Below are 22,132 nucleotides of genomic sequence, written 5' to 3'. Positions count from 1 at the left end.
AGAGATTTATGGAGAAGAGTTGAACAGCTCTTCTCCATTTTTGTTTTTACAAGAGGTGTTGTGGTGGGGATACCTTTTGGTTAACGTGCTGTGATAATCCATCCGTTAATCAGAAGGGAATATAAATGGGCAAACTCTACAGCGATACTTATTGGTCTGACATGCACGAACTCGTACGCCGCAAGCTCTTGATGGGGTCCGTGGGGGCGAAACATCTTTTTGATGCCGGGGCAAATGCTTTGGAATCAGACCCGCAGTTGGGAGTTGAATTGTTGCTGGCGGCCTATTGCTCCAGCCCGTTGGATGGCAATACCGCAGCCCAGCTTGGACAGGTTGAAGGTCTGATGCCGCTTTTCCCTTCTTCTGTAGCTTCCTGCCTTAAGGGAGTCGTTGCCAATTGGAAGCAGCCGGAGAATCTTTCATATTTTATGCGCATTGCCGGCAAGCGTGATGTTGAAAAGGTTAAGAGATACATTCTTTCTTCCCTTGAAAAAGAACCGGGCAATCTCTTCTGGGTACAGCAGGGAATGGTCCATGCCGGGGCTTTTGCCGATTTTGAATTCGGATTGGAAATATTGTCAGGTGAGTTCCCCGCTGAAATCATTCCGGCAATTAACTGTTCCAGAGCCTTTCTACTTTATATGAATGGGAATGCAGCAGAAGCATTCCCACTGCTCATGTCCGCTTCCGATGTTTTCGGATTGAACAACATGGCTCATCTGGCTGCATCCGTGGCCCTGAGTCTTGGAGAGCGTGACACCGCTATTTCTATCCTTGCCGGGGCTGTGGATGCCCAGCCGTGGAGAACTTCCGAAGCCTTGCGTATCTATGATCTGGCTTGCGGATTGGATGAAAAGACTTCTCCGTTGTCCGGAAGTCTGGCCATTCTGCTCTACTGCTTTAACAAGGCTGAAGAGCTTGATGCAACCCTCAGTTTCCTGCACGCTTCCGAGTTGCATGGGGCCAAAATTTTTATGCTCGATAACGGTTCCTCCGATGGAACTGCCGAGGTCATAAGCAAGTGGCAGAATGAGTTCGGAGAGCAGATGGTGCGCATTGACCTGCCCGTAAACGTTGGAGCTGCTGCCGCTCGAAATTGGCTGATGAAAGAATCGCAGGTTATGGAATGCGATTTTGCGGTCTACCTCGATGACGATGTGGAAGTTGAACCGGACTGGATTTCCCGTTTCGGTGCAGCGGTCGAAGCCTATCCCGAAGCCGGGGTCTGGGGTTGCAAGGTTCTGGATTATTCCGTTCCTTCAGTCATGCAGTCCGTGGACCTGCACATCATTCAGCCCGTGGGTGACGAGGGTGAAGGACCGGAGGTGGATTTGACCAAAATCGCACCCAACCCGTTCCGGTGTTCGGATCTACATCTCTATCTTTTAGACAGTGGATATTTCGATTTCATGCGTCCTTGCGGTTCTGTTACCGGGTGTTGCCATCTTTTCAGGACACAGAAGCTGCTTGACAACGGAGGCTTTTCCCTGTTCCTTTCTCCCTCGCAGTATGACGATCTGGAGCATGATTTGCGCAGTTGCCTGAAAGGGGATTTTCCTGTTTATCAGGGGCATTTGCGCATTTTGCACCGTAAGCGGACCGGATTTGCCAGCCATACCAATGCCGCACAGGAAGGCAATGCGCTGGGTAACAAATATAAGATGCAGGCCATGCATCCGCGTAGCGAAATACTGCAGATAATGGCTGATGAAGAAAGGCTTCTTCAGTCCGACCTTGAGAAAAAGATGCAGTATCTGGTGCGGAAGGGGATTCTGGCCGGATAGCCAAATACAGGGAGAGTGCCATGTCCGACCACGATCAAACTCAGGAATTTCTGAATAACCTGCCCGAGCTGGAACCCGGTAAAACATTCGGTTTTGCCTGTCATCCCGAAGTGCGTTGCTTTAATGCCTGCTGCGGTGACCTTAACCTCATGCTCACCCCTTACGATGTGCTTCGTCTGCGCAAGGGCTTGGGACACGACAGCAAGAAGTTTATCCACAACCATGCGGATATCACCCGCACTCCCGGTGTCGGATTTCCCATGTGCAAGCTGCGCATGCTCGACAATGCCAAGCGCAGCTGTCCTTTCGTGCGAGAAGAAGGTTGCTCCATCTACGAAAACCGTCCCGGTGCTTGTCGCACTTACCCCCTTGGTCGTGCTTCCCGTATGGACGAGAACGGTGAGACCATCGAGCAGTTTTTCATTGTGCAGGAACCGCACTGTCGTGGATTTGAAGAGGATAAGGCTTGGACAAGCGATGAATGGTTGAAAGATCAGGGTCTTGAGCCGTACAACGAAGTCAATGACCGCTACATGCGCATCATGAACCGCGCCCGTCAGGCCGGGGTAGTACTCGATGAACGCAAGTTGAATATGGCTTTTCTCGCTCTTTATCAGGTGGATAACTTCATGAACTTTATCAAAGACATGAACGTATTCTCCCGTCTTGATATTTCCGAGGAGCGTCAGCAGGCTATCCTCAATGATGAAGAAGAATGTCTTAGCTTTGCCCTCGATTGGGTTGAGCTGATTGTGCTCGGTTCTTCCGAGAATTTATCGCCTAAGGCATAGTTTTTATGCCTCCGGCGGCCCTTCGGGGACCAAAGAACCCTTTGGAAAGGGTTCTCTGGACTCTCCTAAACTTTTTAGTAGGCTTCGCCGCTTGGCTAGATAAATAGTTTTAGATTAACCCGTAATATTTTAAAAATATTGCGGGTTTTCATTTCACAATCCCCAAAACTCCACAGCCTTTCCAGAAAACGATAGATAATTAATCACGTAGTGCGCGATTATGGTCGGGTATATTGATCTTGTTGAGTACATGCAGACCATGAGGCCTGACCCGGTGATTGCTGTTGCCACTACGGCAACTGGGCCTTGTGACCAGTGGATCAGGCCAAAGATGATTGCGGAGATCAGGAATATTCTTGGGATGGAGTAGCTGCGTTTCTTCAGCGCAGTGAAGGTAAGTCCGCGAAAGATGACTTCTTCGGAGATAGCGACCAGTGCCAATCCGAAGGTCATGTCCAGCATGTAGAGCGGCGAGTCTGTTCCGATGGGAACGGAACCCAGCCGCATGGACGGCAGCAGCTTGGACCAGAGCGCAAATCCCGGTTCATCAAGGCAGAGGCCAAGTACGGTAATTCCTATTGTCCAGAGGATGAACTGCTTCATCGGCAGCGGCACAAGGCCGAGGTCCGCTCGGGTAAGTGTCCCTTTCCTAAGCAGATAGAACAGAAATCCCAGCGGGATGATTTTTGCCCCGTAGTCGATTGCCAGCCAGAGCAGTTCGTGTTTAATGAAGATGTTGTTGAAGTCATTGAGGTAGAATGGCAGAGCGGCGAGAAAAAGTATTGCGGTTTTGTTATTGATCACGGTGATTACTCCTTGCCAAGCGAGGATTGCTGATTATCATCTGGTCATCATTATGAAAATGGGAGATATTTAATTTGACCCAAGAACTTAATATAGAACTGAATAGCCCCAAGATACTCTCTGCGGGTGAATTTGCAAAGATCAGAGCGGACTTTCCGGCTGAGAGAAAAATTGTTTTTACTAACGGCTGCTTTGATATTCTGCATGCCGGACATGTAGATCTGCTTTCCCGTGCCCGTGAGCAGGGTGATTTGCTTGTGCTGGGCCTGAACAGCGATAAATCCGTGCGTTCCATTAAGGGAGAAAAACGTCCGGTTACCGGACAGCAGCAGCGGGCTTTTGTTCTCGCAGGGCTGGCCTGTATTGATTACGTAATTTTCTTTGATGAAGACACCCCTTACAACCTGATCAACAAGGTTCAGCCGGATGTGTTGATCAAGGGTGGTGATTGGACCGTGGATAATATTGTGGGCCGGGATATTGTCGAAGGTCGTGGCGGTGAAGTGCTTTCCCTGCCGCTATTGCCCGGATACTCCACAACCGGGGTGATTCGTCACATTCGCGAGAATGAAATCGAATAGTTCAGGCTGCCTTTGGTTTTAAATACTTTATTTTTATGCTAGAAGTTATTATCAAGTTTGAAGAATTGTGTTTTGTTTTACCCTTGACAAGTAGATGGATGTTGGGCTATTAAGCTCGACTCGCTTGGCGAAACGGGCCAATAGCTCAGTTGGCAGAGCCCCCGGCTCATAACCGGATGGTCCCAGGTTCGAATCCTGGTTGGCCCACCACTTATTTCATATGGATACAAATCAAAATACAATCCAGAATCTTTCTGCTTTCTAACATTCGAAAGCTGTTGTGCTCCCGGGGGACAGCCCTTGCGGGAGCATATTATTTTATTGTATTTTGATGTGTTTAATTTGATTACGAGTGGAAATAATTGAACATCTTCCTTGCGTGGCAAAGAGCAGCCGTGTGCAGGGCAAATGGTGGCCGTTATGAAAACAGCAGAAGTTATCAGCAGGATCGAGTCACTTGTTCCTTCGGGGTTTGCTGCCCCGTGGGATAATTGCGGTGTTCAAATTGCGGGACCGGAAAGGGATGTGACCAAGGTCGCAGTGGCCCTTGATCCGTTGCCGCAGGTTGTTTCCTCAGCCCTTGAATGGGGGGCGCAGTTTGTGCTGACCCACCATCCGCTGGCTATTGAAGCAAAACTGCCTGCAAAGCTGGACTGGTTTCATGATGTTATGAAGCAGGTCTTTTGCGCGGATGCGACCCTTTTTGCTTCGCACACCTCTTTGGATGTGCAGTTCAAGGGCGCTGTATCATGGCTCGGGCGGGAGCTTGAGCTTGAAAATCTGCGTGTGCTGGATCAGGTTGCGGAAAACGAGGCCGGTGATATACTCGGATACGGCTGTATTGGAGAATATTCGACTCCGGTTGTTTTCGCAGATTTTGTAGAGCGTGTTTCGCAGCTTTCCGGTTGCGGGGTTGTGGCCCTGTGCGGTCCGGAACCTGAAAAGGTAGGCTGTGTAGCCATGTGTCCCGGTTCGGGATCTTCGTTCATGGATAAGGCTTTCGGCCTTGGAGCGGATGTATTCATTACCGGGGATGTGAAGTACCATCCTGCACAGGAAAGTGTGGGCGCAGTACTTGATGTGGGGCATTTTTCTTTGGAAGAAGAAATGATGCGCCGTTTTTCTGTCCTTCTCGGAGAAGATCTCGGAAAGGAAGTAGAAGTGAAATTTTTCAGCGGACGCAATCCCTTCGCTTATCATGTGCAGGGGGAAGGTGTACGCAGGCCCTGAAATAACGGGCTGTCATGACAAAAGAGAATTAACAGTTCCGTAGAGGCCTTACGGGACTGTATTTAAGTTTCCGAACATCGATGTGGCGGAGGCCCTAATAAGGCTGTCCGCAAAAGGGGACCCAATAATGTATGAAAAACAGATAGAACAGCTTGTTGTTTTGCAGAAGGTTGACGATGAAATCATCCTTCTTGAAGCGGAAATCGATCAGGCACCCAAAGATGTGGCTGCCCTTGAATCCCGCAAGGAATCCCTTGAAAAGCGTAAACAGCAGCTGACTGAAAAGCTTGATCTGCTTGCAGAGCAGAAGAAAAAGCTCGAACACGAAATCGAAGAAGATTCCGTTAAGGTAAAAAAGAGCAAAAGCAAGCTGATGCTGGTTGGTACCACCAAGGAATACCACGCCATGATGCGTGAGATGGACAGCCTTGAAAAGCTGAACAGACTTCGTGAAGAAGAAAAAATTACCGTTCTTGAAGAAACCGAACGTCAGACTGAGCTGATGGCTGACATTGAAGGTAAAATCAAGGAACTGAACGAAGAGCTGACTGAAAAGCGTGCCGGTCTCAAGGAGAGACTTGATGCTGCCAACGGTGAATTGGATAAACTCAACAAGCGCCGCAACAAGGCAGGTGAAGTTGTTCCCAAGCCCATTCTCGGCCGTTACGAGTTCATCCGCTCTCGTCTTGCTCATCCGGTTATCGTGCCTGTTGAAGATGCAGTCTGCACCGGCTGTAACATTATGATTCCTCCGCAGGAATACAACGTGCTTCAGGAAGGCAAGCAGATTCTTAGCTGCCCCAACTGCCAGCGCCTCATCTACTGGATCGAGCATATTCCCGAAGCTGCAAAGCCTAAAGCTCTTCAGAAAGACGAAAAATAGTTTTTAATGCCTCCGGCTTTTTGGTCGGGGCTTGGCTCGTGAAAAGCGAGCTATAAATATCAGGAGTTGGACGGATCATCGCCGCGGCTTTATGCCGGGGAGGAAAGTCCGGGCTCCGAAGGGCAGGACGCTGGGTAACTCCCAGCGGAAGTGATTCCGGGAAAGTGCCACAGAAAACAGACCGCCCCGATGTTTATTCATCGGAGTAAGGGTGAAACGGTGGAGTAAGAGCCCACCGGCGGGTATGGTGACATATCCGGCCAGGTAAACCCCGTCCGGAGCAAGACCAAATAGGGAAGTGTTTGAGGCCGGCCCGGCCGAGCTTTCGGGTAGGTTGCTTGAGGTGTATGGTAACATGCATCCTAGAGGAATGATGATCGTCTACCGTAAGGTAGATACAAGACCCGGCTTATAGTCCGACTCCTCTTTTATTGTTTGATTAAAAAAGGGGCAGCCTTAGGGCTGCCCCTTTTTTTGTTATAATGACGTTTTGTTGTGCAGATAGGCGAAGCCCAAGTGAAAGTTTTTGGGATTCTTAAACCCTTTTGCAAAAGGGTTTAAGCCGCCGGAGGCTAAATCTTTATATAAAAGCGCGGAGCGCATCAAAAAGGTTCTTATCATGAGTACATCCGGTGAAGTCTGGGCTGTTCTGCTGGCAGCAGGCAGCGGCACCCGTCTGGCAAATGCTGTTGGCGGGGTCAAAAAACAATTCCTTGAATGGAAGGGCTTTCCGCTCTTCTGGCATTCCGCAATTACTTTTTCAAATACCCCTGCTGTCTCCGGCATAATCTTTGTTTTTCCTCCTGATCAGGTTGAGGAAATGAAAGAGGTTGTGGCCAAATTGGACGGTGCAGATTCACTTGGCATGCGCTTCAAGGTAACAGCCGGGGGAAAACGCAGACAGGATTCCGTATTCAACGGCTTGAATGAACTTCCTTCAAGGTGTACCCATGTGCTGGTTCATGATTCCGCGCGCCCATTTGCTTCGGTGAAAATGATCAGCGGTATTATCGACCGGTTGCAGGCTGGCGATGAGGCTGTCATCCCGGCAATTGATGTGACCGACACCATTAAAGAAGTGGAAGCCGGGATTGTTGAAAGAACGCTGACACGTTCCCGCTTGAAAGCGGTACAGACTCCGCAGGGCTTTGCATTGCCTGCTCTTTACGCTGCTCATAAGCAGGCGGAAGAAGAGGGCTGGGATGTGACTGATGATGCTTCCATGCTGGAAATGGCCGGGAAGGATGTTCATATTTGTGAGGGAGAAGAAGGTAACATTAAGATGACCAACCCCGAAGATTTGAAAAAGATCGAAGAGGATAAGCGGACCATTCCCTGCGTAGGCTGGGGTTACGATGTCCATAAATTCGGCGAGGGCCGCCCGATGGTTCTGGGTGGTGTGCCCATTCCCGGCGGACCCGAAGTAATTGCTCATTCTGACGGTGATGTGCTGCTCCATGCTCTGGCTGATGCCATCTTGGGACTTTTCGGCGGTGGAGATATCGGCCACCATTTCCCAGATACCTCCGATGCCTGCGAAAATATGTCCAGCGGGATTATTGTAAAAGAGGTCTTGGCTAAAGCTGAAGAAGCCGAAGTTGAGATCGTCCATGTTGATCTCACAGTGATAAGCCAGATTCCCAAACTTTCCCCGCACAGGGAGTTGATCCGCAAGAATGTTGCTTCAGTTTTGGGCTTGGATAAAGCTCAGGTTAACGTGAAAGCAACCACTGAGGAAAAGCTCGGATTTACCGGAGAGAAAAAGGGCATTAAAGCCGTGGCCGCGGTAACCGGCCTTAAAAAGATTTAGGTTCCCGGCATGAGCGGAAAATTCTTTTTGAAATTAATCCTGACACTGGTTTTGCTGGTTGCTGTTGCTGCCGGAGGATATTTCAAGCTGGAGGAGTTGTCCGCTGCCAAGGTCCGTGAGTCCTTGGATCGTCATGCTGATATGGTCCGGGTTGATTTCGAGCGGGCCTTACTCAATCCTTTTGACAAGTCATTGCATGTCTGGGGGCTTGAATGCCGCCTTGCCAACGGGGCAGGATGCACCGTCCGAAAACTGGAAGTCGATTCTTTTGATCATGAACACAACCCGCCTCGTTTTTTCCGGGGCAGGGTTCATGGTGTTTCCATTCCGGTAGAGTTCATAAATATGGGAACTCTCGCCCGTGATTTTCGGAAAATGGGTTATGAAAAGCTGGATTTTGACCTCTTTGCCGACTACAGCTATGAAGACGAAACCAAACGGCTCTCAGTTAAGTCGATAAATTTTGACGGCCCGGATCTTTGCCGGGTAAGTGCTGGTTTCAGTCTCGGTGATGTGAGTCTGCGAGGCCCGGGGATCGGCGGATTTATCGGGACCAGCATGCTTGACGGTTCCTTTGTCTGGCAGGATATGTCCCTTACAAATAAAGTTGTGGCTCTTTCTGCAGAGAGTGAAGGAGTCGGAATTGATGCTTATCGGGACAGGCTACGGGAATCACTGCAATTGGAAATGCAGGAGGCGAGAAGTCTCGGGAATGGCTATGCTGAGAATTTTTATGCCGAACTTATAAAATTTATTGAGAATCCCGAGAGGTTGGTTGTCCGGGTAGAACCGACCGAACCTGTGCCCCTGATTTATATGTTTATGGGACGCAGTTTTGAAGAATTGCTTGACCTTTACGGGATTACGGTCGAGGCAAATTTTTATTCACGAAAATAAGGAGTGGCTATGCGCCTTTACAATACACTCAATCGGAAGAAGGAAGAGTTCGTACCTTTAAACGGCAACAAAGTTAATCTTTACGCCTGCGGTATCACCGCCTACGACCTCTGCCATATCGGCCATGCCCGCTCTTCCGTTGTTTTTGATATTCTGGTCCGTTATCTGCGCTTTAAGGGTTACGATGTGACCTTCGTGCGTAACTTTACCGATATTGATGACAAGATCATCAACAGGGCAAATGAAACCGGGGTCACCGCCACTGAACTGGCCGAGAAATTTATCGGCGAATTTTACGTGGACATGGATAAGCTGAATATCCTGCGCGCAGATATCGAACCCAAATGCACTGAGCATATTCCTGAGATGATCGAGTTGACCCAGACTCTGATTGATAAGGATCACGCTTACGCTACTCCGTCCGGCGATGTTTATTTCAAGGTCCGTTCTTTTGATGGCTACGGGAAACTTTCCGGCAGAAATATCGAAGACCTGCAGTCCGGTGCGCGCATTCAGCCCGGTGAAGAAAAGCAGGATCCTCTTGATTTCGCACTCTGGAAAGCTGCCAAGCCCGGTGAACCTTCCTGGGAAAGCCCTTGGGGACAGGGCCGTCCCGGCTGGCACCTTGAATGTTCAGCCATGAGTGAAAAATATTTCAAACTTCCCTTCGATATTCATGGTGGCGGACAGGATCTTAGTTTCCCCCACCATGAAAACGAAATTGCCCAGAGTGAAGCAGCTACCGGAAAGGAAATGGCTCGTTTCTGGGTTCACAACGGTTTTGTGCAGATCAACTCCGAAAAAATGTCCAAGTCTCTGGGCAACTTTTTCACCATTCGGGATATTCTTGATAAGTTCATGCCCGAAACCCTGCGCTATTTCCTGCTGACTATGCATTACCGCAGCCCCCTCGATTTCTCATTTGAAGCTCTCGAAGAAGCGGAAAAAGGTATCCGCCGCGTATACTCCGCACTGGAGCAGACCGGTGAAGCCCTGAACAAAGCCAAGTGGTCGAAGGCTGCTCTGCCCGAAGAGGTAGTGGCTGAAATCGAAGATGCTGAGAAGGGTTGGGCCGAGGCCATGGAAGATGATATGAACACTGCCGGAGCAATGGGCCATATGTTCACTCTGATCCGTCTGGCTGGACGTATCGCTGAAGAGAAATCATGGCGTAAGTCTGAAGGCGGACGCGATGCATGGATTCGCATTCTTGAAGACATGAAAAAATGGGGTGAAGTGCTCGGTATTTTCACCCGGGATCCTAAGGAATTCCTCGAAGAATTGAAGCTTTGCATGCTTGAGCGTAAAGGAATTGAAGTGGCAAAAGTTGAAGAGCTTGTTGCTGCACGTCAGGAAGCACGCAAGAACAAGGATTTTGCCCGTTCTGATGAAATCAGGGATGAACTGATTGAACTCGGTGTGGAAGTCAAGGATACTCCGCAGGGAGCTGTCTGGTCCGTGATTTAGTCTTTATTTTTTAAAAATGCATTTTTTTAAGAAACCGGATTTCGATCCGGTTTCTTTTTTTTTGTTAAAGGGGTAAGATAAAAGAAAAACTAATCTCTTTTGGGGTGTACATGCGAATTGGGTTGAAGGGTAAAAGCTATTTGATTGTCTCTTTGATTTGCCTGCTGGTTTTTGCGGGCAGTGTCTTGCTGGTATATAAGCTTAACAGCCGCGCCATATCCAAGGTTGAGAAAGTGCTTGTGGAAGAAAACCTCAGCCGTGCCGAATTTGCCGTTAATGAAAATTCCCAAGCATTGAAAAGTCTTTGCCGTGACTGGGCATGGTGGGATGATACCTACTCATTTTTAAAAAAATTCAATGAACAATACGTCCTTTCAAATTTAACTCCGGAGGTTCTGGTCAACCTTGATCTTGATATGATCATGTTTTTTGACAATGAGGGCGGATATTATTTCTCACATTCTGCTGAAGGAACTGACTCTATAGAACTTTGCTTTACTACCGAAGGTTGTCAGGGAAACAAAATAATCCGTAAATGCGGTAATGAAGGTTTGACCGGTCTTGTCAGAATCGATCACAGGTTGATGCAGATCAGCGTACAAAAGATTCTAAAGAGTGATCTGGAGGGAACTCCTGCGGGAGTTATGATTATGGGCCGCTATTTTGGGGACCGACATCTGGAAAAGCTGGGCAATGCTTTGCAGATGGATCTTTTTTTCAGGGAATTGAAAGATGTTCCTGATGAGGATGTTTTTTTTGATCCTCCGGTAAGTGGAGAGGGTAAGCTTAAGGGGTATATGGTCCTGCGGGATGTTTTCGGAAAACCTCTGGTGCTTTTAGGTTTAGGCATGGACCGTGATGCTTATGAAGTAGGGAGTTCCATGTTTAAGGTTTTCCTGTTTTTCATGTGTTCCGCCATTTTACTGCTGGGGGTTGCTGCCACTTTCGTGCTCAACAGGTACTTTGTCTCCCGGGTGAAGAGAGTGCAAGAGCAGCTGCGGGGTGAATATTTTACCGGTCCCGAGCAAAGGACAGTTCGTTTGAGTGGAAACGACGAACTTAGCGATTTATCTGAATCAATAAATGATATTTTGGTATTGCTGCAGGAAGAAAAAGCCAAGGCAGAAACTGCCAGCAGGGTGAAAACTGAATTTTTAGCCAACATGAGCCACGAGATTCGAACTCCTATGCATTCGATTCTAGGAATGGTGGAGTTGCTTAAAGAAACTAACGTTGACGATGAACAACGGGAGTTTTTAAATATTGCCGGGACCGCCGGGGAAAGTCTGCTTGAGATAATAAATGATGTCCTTGAAATTTCGAAAATTGAAGCCGGACATTTGCAGATAGAAAGGCATGAGTTTTTACTTCGCGAGATGGTGGAAAGAGTGGTTAGTGTTTTTGCTTTGGATGCCGCTCGTAAAGGCTTGAAGGTGGTTTGTCATATTGATGAAAACGTACCTGATAAAGTTGTTGGTGATGCAACCAGGATCAGGCAGGTTTTGAATAATCTGATCAGTAATGCAGTAAAATTTACCAGCAAAGGGACAATCGTGGTCACTGTCTATTGGGAGGCCGAGAAGCTTATTTTTGCGGTGAAAGATGAAGGTATCGGGATCGCGGCAGATAAAATCAACTATATTTTTGAGAGTTTCACTCAGGCGGATTCATCGACTTCCCGCAAGTATGGAGGAACAGGACTTGGTTTGCCCATTTCTCGTAAGTTGGTCTCCATGATGGGCGGAGAAATTTTTGTATGCAGTAGCGTTGGAGAGGGAACTACTTTTCGGTTTTATGTAAATCTGGGCAGTGTTTAGCGCTAAGTATTGATTCGCATGATTATTCTTGCGGTTAGTTATTGACACAGGCAATATAAGATTTAACTGGTAATGAAGTGTAGATAAAACAACCTGTGAGGTTCAGATGTCAGATTTACTTGGATTGATTGCGGTGTTCGCAGTCGTTCTCATCATCGTGAAAGTGGTGATCCCCAAAATGGGAATATCTCCGTGACAGATCGGCAAGGGACCCCGTGAGGGTTCCAACGATAAAAACGGCGGCTGCGGGGGCAAATAACAGATGCCCATCTATGAATATAAATGCAATGTTTGCGGGCATGAATTCGAGGAATTGGTATTTGCATCCAGTTCGGAAAATCCTGAGTGCCCTGAATGCAAAAGTCCGGATACAGGAAAGCTCCTATCTTCATTCAGCTCCGGCGCTTCATTTGTCGACCCTGTTCCGGCTGCTCCTCCTTCCGGAGGCTGTGGTGGGTCCGGCTTTTCATGAGGCTAAGAATTTCTTCCGGTCGGAAGAGCAATAAAAAACAGTCCCCGATTCAAAAGAATCGGGGACTGTTTTTTATTGGAAAATTAGCAGTATGCTTGGCGCATGCAGCCGATAAGCGTCTTGATTCGACAGTCATAGGTATGCTCTGCCAGTATTCTTTTACGGGCTGCTTTCACTATATTTAGGCGCGCAGCCTCGTCGTTCAAGTATTTATCTATTAGCTGAGGAATTTCTTCCAACGAATTGTAAACGGCTAACTCTTTGCCCGGTTCGAACAACTTTTCCATCTGGTAGCGATGGTCTGTAAGGATAAATCCGTTACAGGCCGGGACATCAAAGACCCGCTGGTTTACAGCCCCTTTCATTTGCTGGCTGGTACAGTTGAAGTTGATTTTGGAGCAGGGATAAAAGCGGGGCAGGTCATCGTAATAGGAAAGTTCGCTGTGGTATTCCCATGTAGATTCGTTTGCCAATAGTTGTTTCCAGCCGTCATCACCCACGATCAGTGGGTTGAAACCCAGAGTCTGTTTTACGCAGGAAAGGCGGTATTCGAGAGTTGCCTGCCAGATAACCAGAGTTTCAAAGGCAAGTTTACGGTGGGGAATTACCAACCCTTCGTATTCCGGGACAAGCTCAGGATAGTTGTTTTCAAGAAAATTTACGACTGAATGTTCGTTACCTTCGCCGAATGCATGGGCGACTTCTTGATACTTTTCAGCCAGCAGTCCGGAAATTCTGGCTGCCTCCATCCTTCTGGCGGTCTTGTGGACCATAGAGTTGCCCACAAAAGAAATATCCTGCGCCCATTTACTTTCCGTGCAGCCCTTGGAGGGGAGGAATCTGGTCTGGTCTGTGCCCAGCGGTAAGTGGAAGATTTTGTTGAAACCCATTTTACGCAGGGAGTCCATGCGGTCTGCGTCCCATGTGAAAATGGTTGTGTTCTCGTTGGCCTGCGCCTGATACAGGGGCAGAATCAATAGGGGGTTGTCAACAAACCATGAAGCCAGCGGCAATTGAAATTTATGGAGCAGGGTGTTCAAGACACCTTCCTGATCCACTCCCAGATGGTTGACTGTAAGTACAAAGTCAGGCTTGAAGGTGTTGATAGCTGATGAAATTCTAGCCACGAATTGCTCCAGCTCCATCTCTTTGGCGTCCATGTTGATAAACATGTGCGGTACACCCTGACGCTGGCAGGCGGCGACGATTTCACCCATGAGGAAATATTGGCTGGTTAAGAGCAGGATTCGCGGCTTTTCATTTTGAAATTTGGGCCAGATAGGAAATTCAACCGTCTTGCCCTCCTGCTCAATGAGCAGTTTTTCTGTTTGGGCATAGAAGGGGGATAGGCGCAGGTAGAAAGGATTTTTTAACAGCTGGATTTTATTGCCGGACGTAGATTCCAGCTCCATAATGTGCGCAGCTGCATTTTGTGGGGAGCTGGTATTGATCCAGATTACTCTGGAATCTTTGCGAAGCTCGTCTTTCAAACCGCTGGCAGCGAGTATCTCATTTTCGCAGTCAAGGATGAGCAGGGGGCGGTCATTTTGTTTAAGAAGTTCTTTTGCTGCCACGCCGATGCCGGAACCTACCAGCAGGGGGATTTTGTTGTCATCAAGCTGTGAGGTCAGCTCTTCTTCACGGCGCAACCCGTATTTGCCCCACATATGTTTTGTCCTACCGTCAGCAGTGATGCGTATATCAGTAAGAGTCTCTCCGTCTCGTATGGCTTCCGCAATATAAGTTGTGCTCATCAAAGATACCTACCACGAGTCACGGGCTGGTTTATGGTAGAAGAATTCAAGTCTTCTGTTTTTACTCTTATTTTCAGGAGAGTCGTTTTTTACCAACGGCTGGGTGTCGGCATAGCCAACGGCTTTGAGCCGTTTGGGAGCTATTCCTCCTTGTTCAACAATATAACGCAGTGCACTTGCGGCCCTTGCTGACGAGAGTTCCCAGTTGGTAGGAAATTTTTTGGAATGTATTTCGGAATTGTCCGTATGTCCCCGGACCACAAGGTTATAGTTGTGATCCTTTAGGATACTGATAACTTTGTCCAACACCTTGTGCGCTTCAGGCCTGAGTGTTGCCGACCCCGGCTCAAAAAGAGTCGCCGAATCGGTATTAACCAGAACACCGTCCTGATCTGCTTTTACCCCGGATGACTTGCGGGTAGCTTCATCTTCATCCAAAAGAGCCTTGATTCGCAGGACCAGACCAAGCAACCGTTTATCGTTGCTGTCCATTTTGACTTCTTTTCGCTTCAGGTCTGAGGGAGTCAGGGCAAGATTATCTTCTTCCTTGCGTTCCATCTGCACCCCGAAAGCTTCTTTGAGCGAGCCGAGCAATTCCTTGAACTTTGCAAGGTCATTGTTCGCAAAAGAAAGCAGAAGGACAAAAAAGCAGAGCAGAAGGGTTACCATATCCGCGAATGTAGCCATCCACGGCGGAAGCCCTTCTTCCGGCGGCGGATCATTATTCTTCGGTTTGATGATAACTACTTTGGCCATGCCGCGCTCTTATCTTTATGCGGTAGCATCACGCAGACCCGGAGACAGGAATGCTTGCAGCTTTTCTTTAACAATTGAGGGGTGTTCACCTTTTTGAATGGCGACAACGCCTTCAACCATAATTTCCATGTATGAGGCTTCCTCAATGGAACGTTCTTCAAGCTTTTTAGCCAAAGGCAGAAAGATTACGTTGGCCAGGATGGAGCCGTAAAGGGTTGTCAGCAAAGCAACCGCCATTGCAGGGCCGATGGCGTCAGGGTCACTGAGGTTCGAAAGCATCTGTACCAGACCGATCAGCGTACCGATCATTCCGAAAGCCGGTGCCATGGCTCCCATCCCTTTCATGACCGCCTGGCCTTGAAAATGTCGTTTTTTCATGGCGTCAATTTCAAATTCCATGATGGATCGGACTAAATCTCCGTCTGTACCGTCGGCTACCAGAATGACTCCTTTCTTAAGGTACTCATCGTCAATGGCAACTTTTTCAAGAGCAACAAGGCTTTCTTTACGTGCTGTTTCAGCGAGAGCTACGATCTGGTCGATCATGATTTTGGGGTCTTCGGATTTGGCGAAGAAACCCTTTAAAGCAATTTTGAATGCTTTAAGTACAACTCCCATGGGAAACATAATGAAGCAGGAGGCAAATGTTCCCCCGAAAACAACAACCATTGATGGAGGATCAATAAAACCGGCTGCATTACCACCCATGACAATGGTTGCCGCGATCAGACCGAAACCGCCTACAATTCCTATTAAAGTTGCAATATCCATACTTGCTCTATTTCTTTAATGCGGGAGAGCCCACTTTGATTTCGTTGTTTTCATAGTAGAAAAAAACATTTTCCAGAGGTTCATTCACCTGCATATATGCGGGACCGATGCTGATCTCCACGCCCGATTTTACAATGCCCTGAACCATAATTCTACAACTTTCCAGTTTTTCTGCCTGCTGGATTTTACCCCAAAGCTGCTTCTTCTTGTTTTTCAAAAAGCGAATCTTCATTTCGCATTTTTCAATTTTACCTGTGAATTCAGCAGTTGTTGAGGCGCCGTTACTCATGACTTTCTGCAGGTCTTTCACGTCCAGTTCCAATACAGAAATTTGAGTAGAAATTTTGTCTATCTGGAGAAGCAGCAGCGGGTTGTATCCCACAATGACCTGCGAAGCAGCACTTAAGCCACCACCTAATTGTTCACCAATGAATACAATTTGGCCACTGTAGCATCTGCCACCGGCAAAGCGGCCTTTTACCGCAAACTTCCCTTCGCAATACACTGTAGTATGCATGCAGTTCTTATCAATGATAATATTGCCGCTGCTGACAAGTGTTGCGTTCTCACAAAAAGTTGTACGAAGCGTTTCTTTGGATTCAATCTGACCTTTGGTGTTGCCTTTTATGCCTCCATCGCACTTGAGGAACCCGGCAGCATGCACATTGGCCTGTTCAATCACCCCTTTGACATTGATGTTGTTGGCTTTTACATCCAAGCCGGATTTGATTGAGCCATGAACAACCATGTCGCCGACAAAAAAAATGTTTCCGGTGGAAAGGTTTACGTCTCCACGTACATTGAGCAATTCTTTTACAGTAATCAAGCCTTCTTCATTGTAAAAGACATAACCGTTGCGGGTGGCAATCAGTTGATTTGTGTTTTCGGGATTGATTTTAGTGTTAGGCCCGCGCGGGAATTCTTTTTCAGGGTAATAGCGCTGTCCCAGAGGACATTTCCCGTCTTCATCCGGTTCTTCCCATTGCGCAAGGACCTGACCGATGATGACGCTCTGCACATAGCCCATATTGTAATAATCTACGCTCCCGTCATTTTTTTCTACCGGTTTAAGATCTGTGTAATCGAAGTCAGGGTCAAAATAGTGCTTGAGACAGGGCATGCGGATGCTCCGTAAATGCGGGGACGGTTAAGGGATTTCCCTTTCGTCTTCAATGATAGTGAAAAAGGAAATGAGTCTTACAAGTTCAAGGGTTTTGCAGATCTGTTCACTGGGGCGCAGAAGATACATATTCTTGTTATTGCTCTTAAGTCTTGAATTCAGTGAAACAAGGAAGCCTATCCCTGAACTATCAAGAAAAAGGGCTTCTGAAAGGTCGGCAACAATAACTTCAACTTCAGAAGATTCACTGGCCTTTTCTACCTGTTCCTTGAATTCGTAGATGGTTTCAATGGTGACCTCTTTTCCACATTTCAAGGTCATAATTCCATCTTGAATTTTTATTACTTCTTCCGCCATTGATCTTCCTTTAACTTGCGGGTCAGTCTTATTATGTTTTTGTCATTTTCTTTAATTAATTCAAAAGAGTCCATTAGTTCTGACATGATAAACATACCCCTCCCTCCTACTGCTTCCGGAGAGGGCATGGAAAAATCGATAGACTTTGAACAGAGGCCTTTCCCCCAGTCTGCAATCTCAAAGATGATATGCTCGCCGGGATGTACTTTGATGGTTAGTTCAAGTTTGTTGCAGTCTTCGATTTTGTCATAGGCGTGTCGTGCCACATTGGAGCAACCTTCTGTAAGGACAAGATCCATGTCGTGGAGGAGGTTTTCATCCGCTACAAAATCCTTAAGAATGATTATTGCCTTGCGGGCTACTTCCCTGCTTTCTTCAGGGGTCGGAATTGCTTCCAGCACAAAGCGATGCATGATTGCTCCATGTTTATTGTCAGAGACAAATAGTCGTCCTGTCCGACGTTACAACTTCTGGATGCCACAACTAATAAATTTTAATATACCTAATCCTCCCTTTTTCGCAAAGGAAGTCAAGGTAAAACCTGAAAATTTAGACAAAATCCTTGGAATCCAGAATAATTGTGACCGGGCCCCAGTTGACGAAATCAACATTCATCATAGCTCCGAACTGTCCTGTAGCTACTTTTGCAGGGGCCTTCTGTGCAATATCCGCAACCAGCCTGTCAAAGAGGTTGCTTGCCAGTTGCGGCGCGGCAGCTCCGGTAAATGATGGTCTGCGTCCTTTTTTGCAAGATGCATAAAGGGTGAACTGGGAAACCAGAAGAACGTCGCCCTTAATGTCCTCAAGTGAGCGGTTCATGCGGCCTTCTTCATCTTCAAAGATCCGCAGCCCGAGCATCTTATCTATCAGTGTATTCCAGACTTTGGATTCAGGAAGCTGTTCCGTGTCCTCCTTACCGAATCCGGCCAGCACCATGATACCGGGGCCGATTTCGCCAACTGTTTTACCTTCTACTTCAACTTTTCCGCCGCTTGTTCTTTGAATGACCAGTTTCATTCTAGTCCTCGAAGTATGTTGCTACGGAACTTTCTTTTTCTGAAACTGAGGCAAACACCATGCGTACATGCTCGTTCTCAACGCGTTTCTTCATTTCTTCATAGATGTAACGGGCAATGTTCTCAGAAGAAGGGTTGCGGTGCTCAAAATATTCAAGGCTGTTCAGGTGCTTGTGGTCCAGAGTGTCCAGCACTTCATTGAGTTCTTTCTTCAGCTCTTTGAAGTCCATGAGAATTTCAACTTTCTGGTCGAGGCGGTCTCCCTCAATCTCTACCTCAACACCGAAGTTATGACCGTGCATGTTTTCGCACTTTCCACCGTAATTGCGGAGCTGGTGTGCGGAGCTGAAATCCTTCTTTACCTTGAGTTTCCATTTACCTTTAGACATATATCTATTCTCCATGAATTTATTGAATTAATGAGTTCTTGCCGTTTCCGTTCTTGCGCCACAGGTTGAATTCTTTCCAGAAATCCCCATTGGGCTTGATGTTGTAACCATGTCCGAGGCGCAGGGTGCAGATGGAATCGGGAAGAAACATCTGTAAGGTTATCGGTGCTGAACCGGGGTATCCCGCGAGGATAGCTTTCAGCTCGGCGATGCCTTCATCAGAGCACAGGGAATGGTGTACGGAAAGCGGCACCGCTTCCTGACAACCTGCCTGCGCATTTTCCAAGGGTGAAATTTCATCGCACATGACCTTGGATTCCGGCATAGCCTCTTCTTGGCCTTCTTCCGGCGGCGGGTTGTCCACCTTGCCCTTGATCAGCAAGGGGATATCCTGCCCGAGGTATTGGTGCACCTCTTCATAGGTTTTGGGAAAAATGATAAGTTCTCCGGACCCGGTCATGTCTTCAATGGTGGCAAAGGCCATCTTCTTACCGGACTTTTTGGTGATGATCTCTTTGTATCCGGTGATGATGGCACCCAGTTTAACCGTGGCTTCGTGGGCCATGTTCGGGCAGTTTTCAATGGTCTGCAAACCGAGTCGGCTCATTTCGTTACGGTAAGAAAGCAGGGGATGACAGGTCAGGTAGAAGCCGAGTGCTTCTTTTTCAAGACGCTGCATTTCCTTATCATCCATTTCCGGCATGTTGAATTCTTCAAAGCTGACCACTGCCGGTTCTTCAGCTTCACCGCCTCCGCCGAGCATGTCGAGCATGTTGATCATGCCGGATTCTTTCTCTTTATTTTTCTTCTGACCGTAGGAAACAGCCTTATCAAGAGACGCAATCAGACCGGAACGGGTTAAGCCCATGGAATCAAATGCCCCGGCCCGGATCAAATATTCAATTACACGCTTGGTAACACGGCGCAGGTTTACGCGGGTAATGAAGTCGATGAAATCTTTGAAAGGACCATTAGCCCTACGTTCAGCGACAATTTCATCAATCGCTTCTTCTCCTACGTTCTTGATCCCGGCCATACCGTAAATGATGTCGCCTTCGTACACTGAGAAACGGGCCACACCGAGGTTGATGTCCGGCTGCCGTACAGTAACGTCCATGTCTCGGCAGGCGTTAATGTACATGATGATCTTTTCGGTGTTGTTCATTTCAGTACTCATGAGTGCCGCCATGAATTCCACCGGGAAATGTGCTTTGAGGTAAGCTGTGTAGTATGAAATCAGTGCGTATGCTGCGGAGTGCGATTTGTTGAAACCGTAGGCCGCGAACTGCTCCATAAGGTCGAAGATATCGTTGGCGGTCTGCTCCGGAATGTTGTTTTCCTTAGCACCGTCAACAAAGCGGACCCTGTGTTTGGCCATCTCTTCGGGAATCTTTTTACCCATGGCTCGGCGGAGCAGGTCACCCTCACCGAGTGAGTAGTTGGCGATGGTCATTGCCGCGCCCATAACCTGTTCCTGATATACGATAACCCCGTAAGTCGGCTTAAGGCTCGGTTCAAGGGTCGGCCATAGGTAGGTTACTTCGATTTCACCGTGCTTACGTTTAATGAATTCATCAACCATACCGGAACCCAGCGGACCCGGACGGTACAGAGCGAGCATAGCGATGATGTCTTCAAAGCAACTGGGGCGGAGCATGCGCAGGTATTTACGCATACCGGAAGATTCAACCTGAAAGACCCCGTCGGTGTCCCCTTTACAGAAAATATCAAAAGTGTCCTGATCATCAAGGGTAAGGGTATCGAGATCCGGTGCTTCCTTGCCCTGAAGACGGATGATATCGAGGCAGTCCTCGATAACAGTCATGGTACGCAGTCCCAGAAAGTCGAACTTGATCAGGCCGACTTTTTCGACCTTTTTCATGTCGTACTGGGTCACGATTTCGCCTTTTTTACCTTTGTAAAGAGGGAGATAATCGGTCATGGGCTTATCGGAGATGACAACTCCGGCCGCGTGGGTCGACGCATGGCGGGACATGCCTTCCAGACGGGTGGCGATATCCATGAGCTTGGCGATCTTTGGATCGGTGGCAACCATGTTGCTCAGTTCCGGAATAGCTTCAACCGCGTTGGGCACGGTGATCTTGGCTTTCTTGACTCCCAGTCCCTGCGCGATGACCGCAGGGTCATCGGGAACGAGCTTGGCTATGGGGTCGGTCTCTGAAAAATGCATGCCCATTGCTCGACCAACGTCCTTGATTACCGCTTTGGTTTTCATTGTTCCGTAGGTAGTGATCTGAGCTACGTGGTCCCAGCCGTACTTTTCGGAGCAGTATTTAACTACTTCGAGACGACGTCGTTCACAGAAGTCGACATCGATATCAGGCATGGAGACACGCTCAACGTTAAGGAACCTTTCAAAGAGCAGGTCATAGGGGATGGGGTCGAGGTTGGTGATTCGAAGTGCCCATGCAACGATAGAACCCGCTGCCGAACCTCGGCCCGGACCAACGGGAATCCTATTGTCTTTTGCCCAGTTAATGAAGTCCTGAACGATAAGGAAGTATGCTGGGAAGCCCATTTCATTAATGACGCCAAGTTCGTAATCAAGACGCTCCCAGTATTTTTCTTCGTCAATTTCGTAGGGTGCGCTTTCGATGCGTTTTTGCAGACCTTCTTTGCAGAGTTTTACAAACTCGGTCTCAATGGTCATGCCTTCGGGAAGTTCATATTCCGGGAAATAGTAGTTGCCCAACTCGATTTCGAGGTTGCACATCTCGGCAATCTTCTGGGTGTTGGCAATGGCTTCCGGCACATGGGCGAAATATTCTTCAAACTCTTCCTGCGGCTTGAAGTAAAGCTGGTCGGTTTCCATGCGGAAACGTTTCTCCGCATCAACCGTGGTCTGTGTCTGGATGCAGAGCAGCAGGTCGTGTGCTTCGTAGTCTTCTTTGGTCAGGTAGTGACAGTCGTTGGTTGCAACAAGCGGCAGCCCGGTCTGTTCGGCGCACTTGAAGATCCGTTCGTTAAGGTCTGCCTGTTCCTTAAGTCCGTTGGCCTGAACCTCAAGGTAGAAGTTGCCGGGAAAAATGGATTCGTAGGTCTTAGCCATCTCAATCCCGGCATCAAGGCCTTCATTCATCAGGACGCGGGGAACCTCACCTGCAAGACAGGCCGAAAGGGCGATAACCCCTTCGCTGTATTTGTTGAGCAGGTATTTGCTGACTCGCGGTTTGTAGTGGAAACCTTCAAGAAAACCGAGGGAGCAAAGCTTGATGATATTTTTGTAGCCCTGCTGGTTTTTGGCCAGTAATACCAAGTGGTAGCGGACTTTCTTATCTTTGCGTGTGTGGGCCAGTTCATCATCAATCTCTCCGGGGGCAACATATACCTCACAGCCGATGATGGGCTTGATGCCCATGTCCATTGCGGTCATGTAAAAGGTAACAGCACCGAACATGGAACCGTGGTCGGT

At 48.1% G+C, this 22,132-nt stretch carries 20 protein-coding genes, 1 tRNA gene and 1 other RNA gene (1 of these 22 only partly in view); 12 read left to right on the top strand and 10 right to left on the bottom strand.

Translation table 11 applies throughout. The annotated features are described in order from the left end of the window. Positions 1-125 precede the first annotated feature (125 nt). Together ACNI23_RS13055 and ACNI23_RS13050 are read left to right on the top strand one after the other, a co-directional pair. A complete protein-coding gene (locus ACNI23_RS13055) occupies positions 126-1,784 on the top strand; it encodes a glycosyltransferase family A protein (protein ID WP_420249275.1) in 1,659 nt (552 codons plus the stop codon). A 20-nt stretch (positions 1,785-1,804) separates the two neighbouring features. Further along, positions 1,805-2,575 (top strand): YkgJ family cysteine cluster protein, encoded by a 771-nt coding sequence (locus ACNI23_RS13050; RefSeq protein WP_420249273.1) that lies wholly within the window; start codon positions 1,805-1,807, stop codon positions 2,573-2,575. Between the two features lie 153 nt (positions 2,576-2,728). Here ACNI23_RS13050 and ACNI23_RS13045 read toward each other — a convergent pair whose 3' ends face one another. Beyond that, complete coding sequence (locus ACNI23_RS13045; protein WP_420249272.1) at positions 2,729-3,379, bottom strand: CPBP family intramembrane glutamic endopeptidase; 651 nt, start codon at positions 3,377-3,379, stop codon at positions 2,729-2,731. Between the two features lie 74 nt (positions 3,380-3,453). Between ACNI23_RS13045 and rfaE2 the strand changes: the two genes are divergently transcribed. The 10 genes from rfaE2 (at position 3,454) to ACNI23_RS12995 (ending at position 12,536) form a co-directional block, all read left to right on the top strand. Continuing rightward, positions 3,454-3,960, top strand: a complete 507-nt coding sequence (gene rfaE2 / locus ACNI23_RS13040) for a D-glycero-beta-D-manno-heptose 1-phosphate adenylyltransferase (protein ID WP_420249271.1) — start codon at positions 3,454-3,456, stop codon at positions 3,958-3,960. A gap of 134 nt (positions 3,961-4,094) precedes the next feature. Next, positions 4,095-4,170, top strand: a tRNA-Ile gene (locus tag ACNI23_RS13035). A gap of 210 nt (positions 4,171-4,380) precedes the next feature. After that, positions 4,381-5,190 (top strand): Nif3-like dinuclear metal center hexameric protein, encoded by an 810-nt coding sequence (locus ACNI23_RS13030; protein WP_420249268.1) that lies wholly within the window; start codon positions 4,381-4,383, stop codon positions 5,188-5,190. Between the two features lie 127 nt (positions 5,191-5,317). Beyond that, positions 5,318-6,073: a zinc ribbon domain-containing protein gene (locus tag ACNI23_RS13025; protein ID WP_420249266.1), complete on the top strand. Its 756-nt coding sequence runs from the start codon at positions 5,318-5,320 to the stop codon at positions 6,071-6,073. Between the two features lie 62 nt (positions 6,074-6,135). After that, positions 6,136-6,501, top strand: an RNA gene (gene rnpB, locus ACNI23_RS13020) — RNase P RNA component class A. A gap of 191 nt (positions 6,502-6,692) precedes the next feature. Next, complete coding sequence (gene ispD, locus ACNI23_RS13015; protein ID WP_420249264.1) at positions 6,693-7,883, top strand: 2-C-methyl-D-erythritol 4-phosphate cytidylyltransferase; 1,191 nt, start codon at positions 6,693-6,695, stop codon at positions 7,881-7,883. A 9-nt stretch (positions 7,884-7,892) separates the two neighbouring features. Beyond that, positions 7,893-8,780 carry an aq_1923 C-terminal domain gene (locus tag ACNI23_RS13010; protein WP_420249262.1) on the top strand — a complete coding sequence of 296 codons (888 nt, stop codon included), beginning with the start codon at positions 7,893-7,895 and terminating at the stop codon, positions 8,778-8,780. A gap of 9 nt (positions 8,781-8,789) precedes the next feature. Beyond that, positions 8,790-10,247, top strand: coding sequence for a cysteine--tRNA ligase (gene cysS, locus ACNI23_RS13005; RefSeq protein WP_420249261.1), 1,458 nt, complete (start codon positions 8,790-8,792; stop codon positions 10,245-10,247). A 110-nt stretch (positions 10,248-10,357) separates the two neighbouring features. After that, entirely contained in the window at positions 10,358-12,064 is a 1,707-nt protein-coding gene (locus tag ACNI23_RS13000; protein ID WP_420249259.1) for a sensor histidine kinase, read from the top strand. Positions 12,065-12,326: 262 nt separating this feature from the next. Next, complete coding sequence (locus tag ACNI23_RS12995) at positions 12,327-12,536, top strand: FmdB family zinc ribbon protein (RefSeq protein ID WP_420249258.1); 210 nt, start codon at positions 12,327-12,329, stop codon at positions 12,534-12,536. Between the two features lie 83 nt (positions 12,537-12,619). Here the strand turns inward: ACNI23_RS12995 and ACNI23_RS12990 are convergent, their stop codons facing one another. The 9 genes from ACNI23_RS12990 to dnaE all read right to left on the bottom strand — a co-directional run. After that, positions 12,620-14,290 carry a CgeB family protein gene (locus tag ACNI23_RS12990; protein WP_420249256.1) on the bottom strand — a complete coding sequence of 557 codons (1,671 nt, stop codon included), beginning with the start codon at positions 14,288-14,290 and terminating at the stop codon, positions 12,620-12,622. 9 nt (positions 14,291-14,299) lie between these two features. After that, positions 14,300-15,046: an OmpA family protein gene (locus ACNI23_RS12985; RefSeq protein WP_420249254.1), complete on the bottom strand. Its 747-nt coding sequence runs from the start codon at positions 15,044-15,046 to the stop codon at positions 14,300-14,302. A gap of 15 nt (positions 15,047-15,061) precedes the next feature. After that, positions 15,062-15,817 carry a motility protein A gene (locus tag ACNI23_RS12980; protein WP_420249252.1) on the bottom strand — a complete coding sequence of 252 codons (756 nt, stop codon included), beginning with the start codon at positions 15,815-15,817 and terminating at the stop codon, positions 15,062-15,064. Between the two features lie 7 nt (positions 15,818-15,824). Further along, positions 15,825-16,937, bottom strand: coding sequence for a FapA family protein (locus ACNI23_RS12975; RefSeq protein WP_420249250.1), 1,113 nt, complete (start codon positions 16,935-16,937; stop codon positions 15,825-15,827). A gap of 27 nt (positions 16,938-16,964) precedes the next feature. Next, positions 16,965-17,294 carry an STAS domain-containing protein gene (locus tag ACNI23_RS12970; RefSeq protein ID WP_015853215.1) on the bottom strand — a complete coding sequence of 110 codons (330 nt, stop codon included), beginning with the start codon at positions 17,292-17,294 and terminating at the stop codon, positions 16,965-16,967. Then, a complete protein-coding gene (locus ACNI23_RS12965) occupies positions 17,279-17,707 on the bottom strand; it encodes an ATP-binding protein (protein ID WP_420249248.1) in 429 nt (142 codons plus the stop codon). The genes ACNI23_RS12970 and ACNI23_RS12965 overlap by 16 nt, the downstream gene beginning before the upstream one ends. 136 nt (positions 17,708-17,843) lie before the next feature. Continuing rightward, complete coding sequence (dtd, locus tag ACNI23_RS12960; protein ID WP_420249246.1) at positions 17,844-18,311, bottom strand: D-aminoacyl-tRNA deacylase; 468 nt, start codon at positions 18,309-18,311, stop codon at positions 17,844-17,846. Position 18,312: 1 nt separating this feature from the next. Continuing rightward, on the bottom strand, positions 18,313-18,699 hold the full coding sequence (queD, locus tag ACNI23_RS12955; RefSeq protein ID WP_420249244.1) for a 6-carboxytetrahydropterin synthase QueD: 387 nt from the start codon (positions 18,697-18,699) through the stop codon (positions 18,313-18,315). Between the two features lie 19 nt (positions 18,700-18,718). Next, positions 18,719-22,132, bottom strand: the 3' portion of a protein-coding gene (gene dnaE / locus ACNI23_RS12950) for a DNA polymerase III subunit alpha (protein ID WP_420249242.1). The gene runs 117 nt beyond the window's last position; only the last 3,414 of its 3,531 coding nucleotides appear in the window; the start codon falls outside the window, past its right edge; its stop codon occupies positions 18,719-18,721.

Source organism: Maridesulfovibrio pacificus (SeqCode) (genome assembly GCF_048612815.1).
Lineage (GTDB): Bacteria > Desulfobacterota > Desulfovibrionia > Desulfovibrionales > Desulfovibrionaceae > Maridesulfovibrio > Maridesulfovibrio pacificus.
Note: the sequence above shows the minus strand (reverse complement) of the source record. Positions and strands in the feature narration are given on the sequence as shown.

Excerpts from the sequence above, each read along its gene's own strand:
- ispD (WP_420249264.1), top strand. The coding sequence starts at position 6,693 with ATGAGTACATCCGGTGAAGTCTGGGCTGTTCTGCTGGCAGCAGGCAGC.
- cysS (WP_420249261.1), top strand. The coding sequence starts at position 8,790 with ATGCGCCTTTACAATACACTCAATCGGAAGAAGGAAGAGTTCGTACCT.
- ACNI23_RS12970 (WP_015853215.1), bottom strand. The coding sequence starts at position 17,294 with ATGGCGGAAGAAGTAATAAAAATTCAAGATGGAATTATGACCTTGAAA.
- ACNI23_RS13030 (WP_420249268.1), top strand. The coding sequence starts at position 4,381 with ATGAAAACAGCAGAAGTTATCAGCAGGATCGAGTCACTTGTTCCTTCG.
- queD (WP_420249244.1), bottom strand. The coding sequence starts at position 18,699 with ATGTCTAAAGGTAAATGGAAACTCAAGGTAAAGAAGGATTTCAGCTCC.
- ACNI23_RS13000 (WP_420249259.1), top strand. The coding sequence starts at position 10,358 with ATGCGAATTGGGTTGAAGGGTAAAAGCTATTTGATTGTCTCTTTGATT.
- ACNI23_RS13025 (WP_420249266.1), top strand. The coding sequence starts at position 5,318 with ATGTATGAAAAACAGATAGAACAGCTTGTTGTTTTGCAGAAGGTTGAC.
- ACNI23_RS13050 (WP_420249273.1), top strand. The coding sequence starts at position 1,805 with ATGTCCGACCACGATCAAACTCAGGAATTTCTGAATAACCTGCCCGAG.
- ACNI23_RS12975 (WP_420249250.1), bottom strand. The coding sequence starts at position 16,937 with ATGCCCTGTCTCAAGCACTATTTTGACCCTGACTTCGATTACACAGAT.
- ACNI23_RS12995 (WP_420249258.1), top strand. The coding sequence starts at position 12,327 with ATGCCCATCTATGAATATAAATGCAATGTTTGCGGGCATGAATTCGAG.
- ACNI23_RS13010 (WP_420249262.1), top strand. The coding sequence starts at position 7,893 with ATGAGCGGAAAATTCTTTTTGAAATTAATCCTGACACTGGTTTTGCTG.
- ACNI23_RS12985 (WP_420249254.1), bottom strand. The coding sequence starts at position 15,046 with ATGGCCAAAGTAGTTATCATCAAACCGAAGAATAATGATCCGCCGCCG.
- dtd (WP_420249246.1), bottom strand. The coding sequence starts at position 18,311 with ATGAAACTGGTCATTCAAAGAACAAGCGGCGGAAAAGTTGAAGTAGAA.
- ACNI23_RS12980 (WP_420249252.1), bottom strand. The coding sequence starts at position 15,817 with ATGGATATTGCAACTTTAATAGGAATTGTAGGCGGTTTCGGTCTGATC.
- ACNI23_RS13055 (WP_420249275.1), top strand. The coding sequence starts at position 126 with ATGGGCAAACTCTACAGCGATACTTATTGGTCTGACATGCACGAACTC.
- ACNI23_RS12990 (WP_420249256.1), bottom strand. The coding sequence starts at position 14,290 with ATGAGCACAACTTATATTGCGGAAGCCATACGAGACGGAGAGACTCTT.
- ACNI23_RS12965 (WP_420249248.1), bottom strand. The coding sequence starts at position 17,707 with ATGCATCGCTTTGTGCTGGAAGCAATTCCGACCCCTGAAGAAAGCAGG.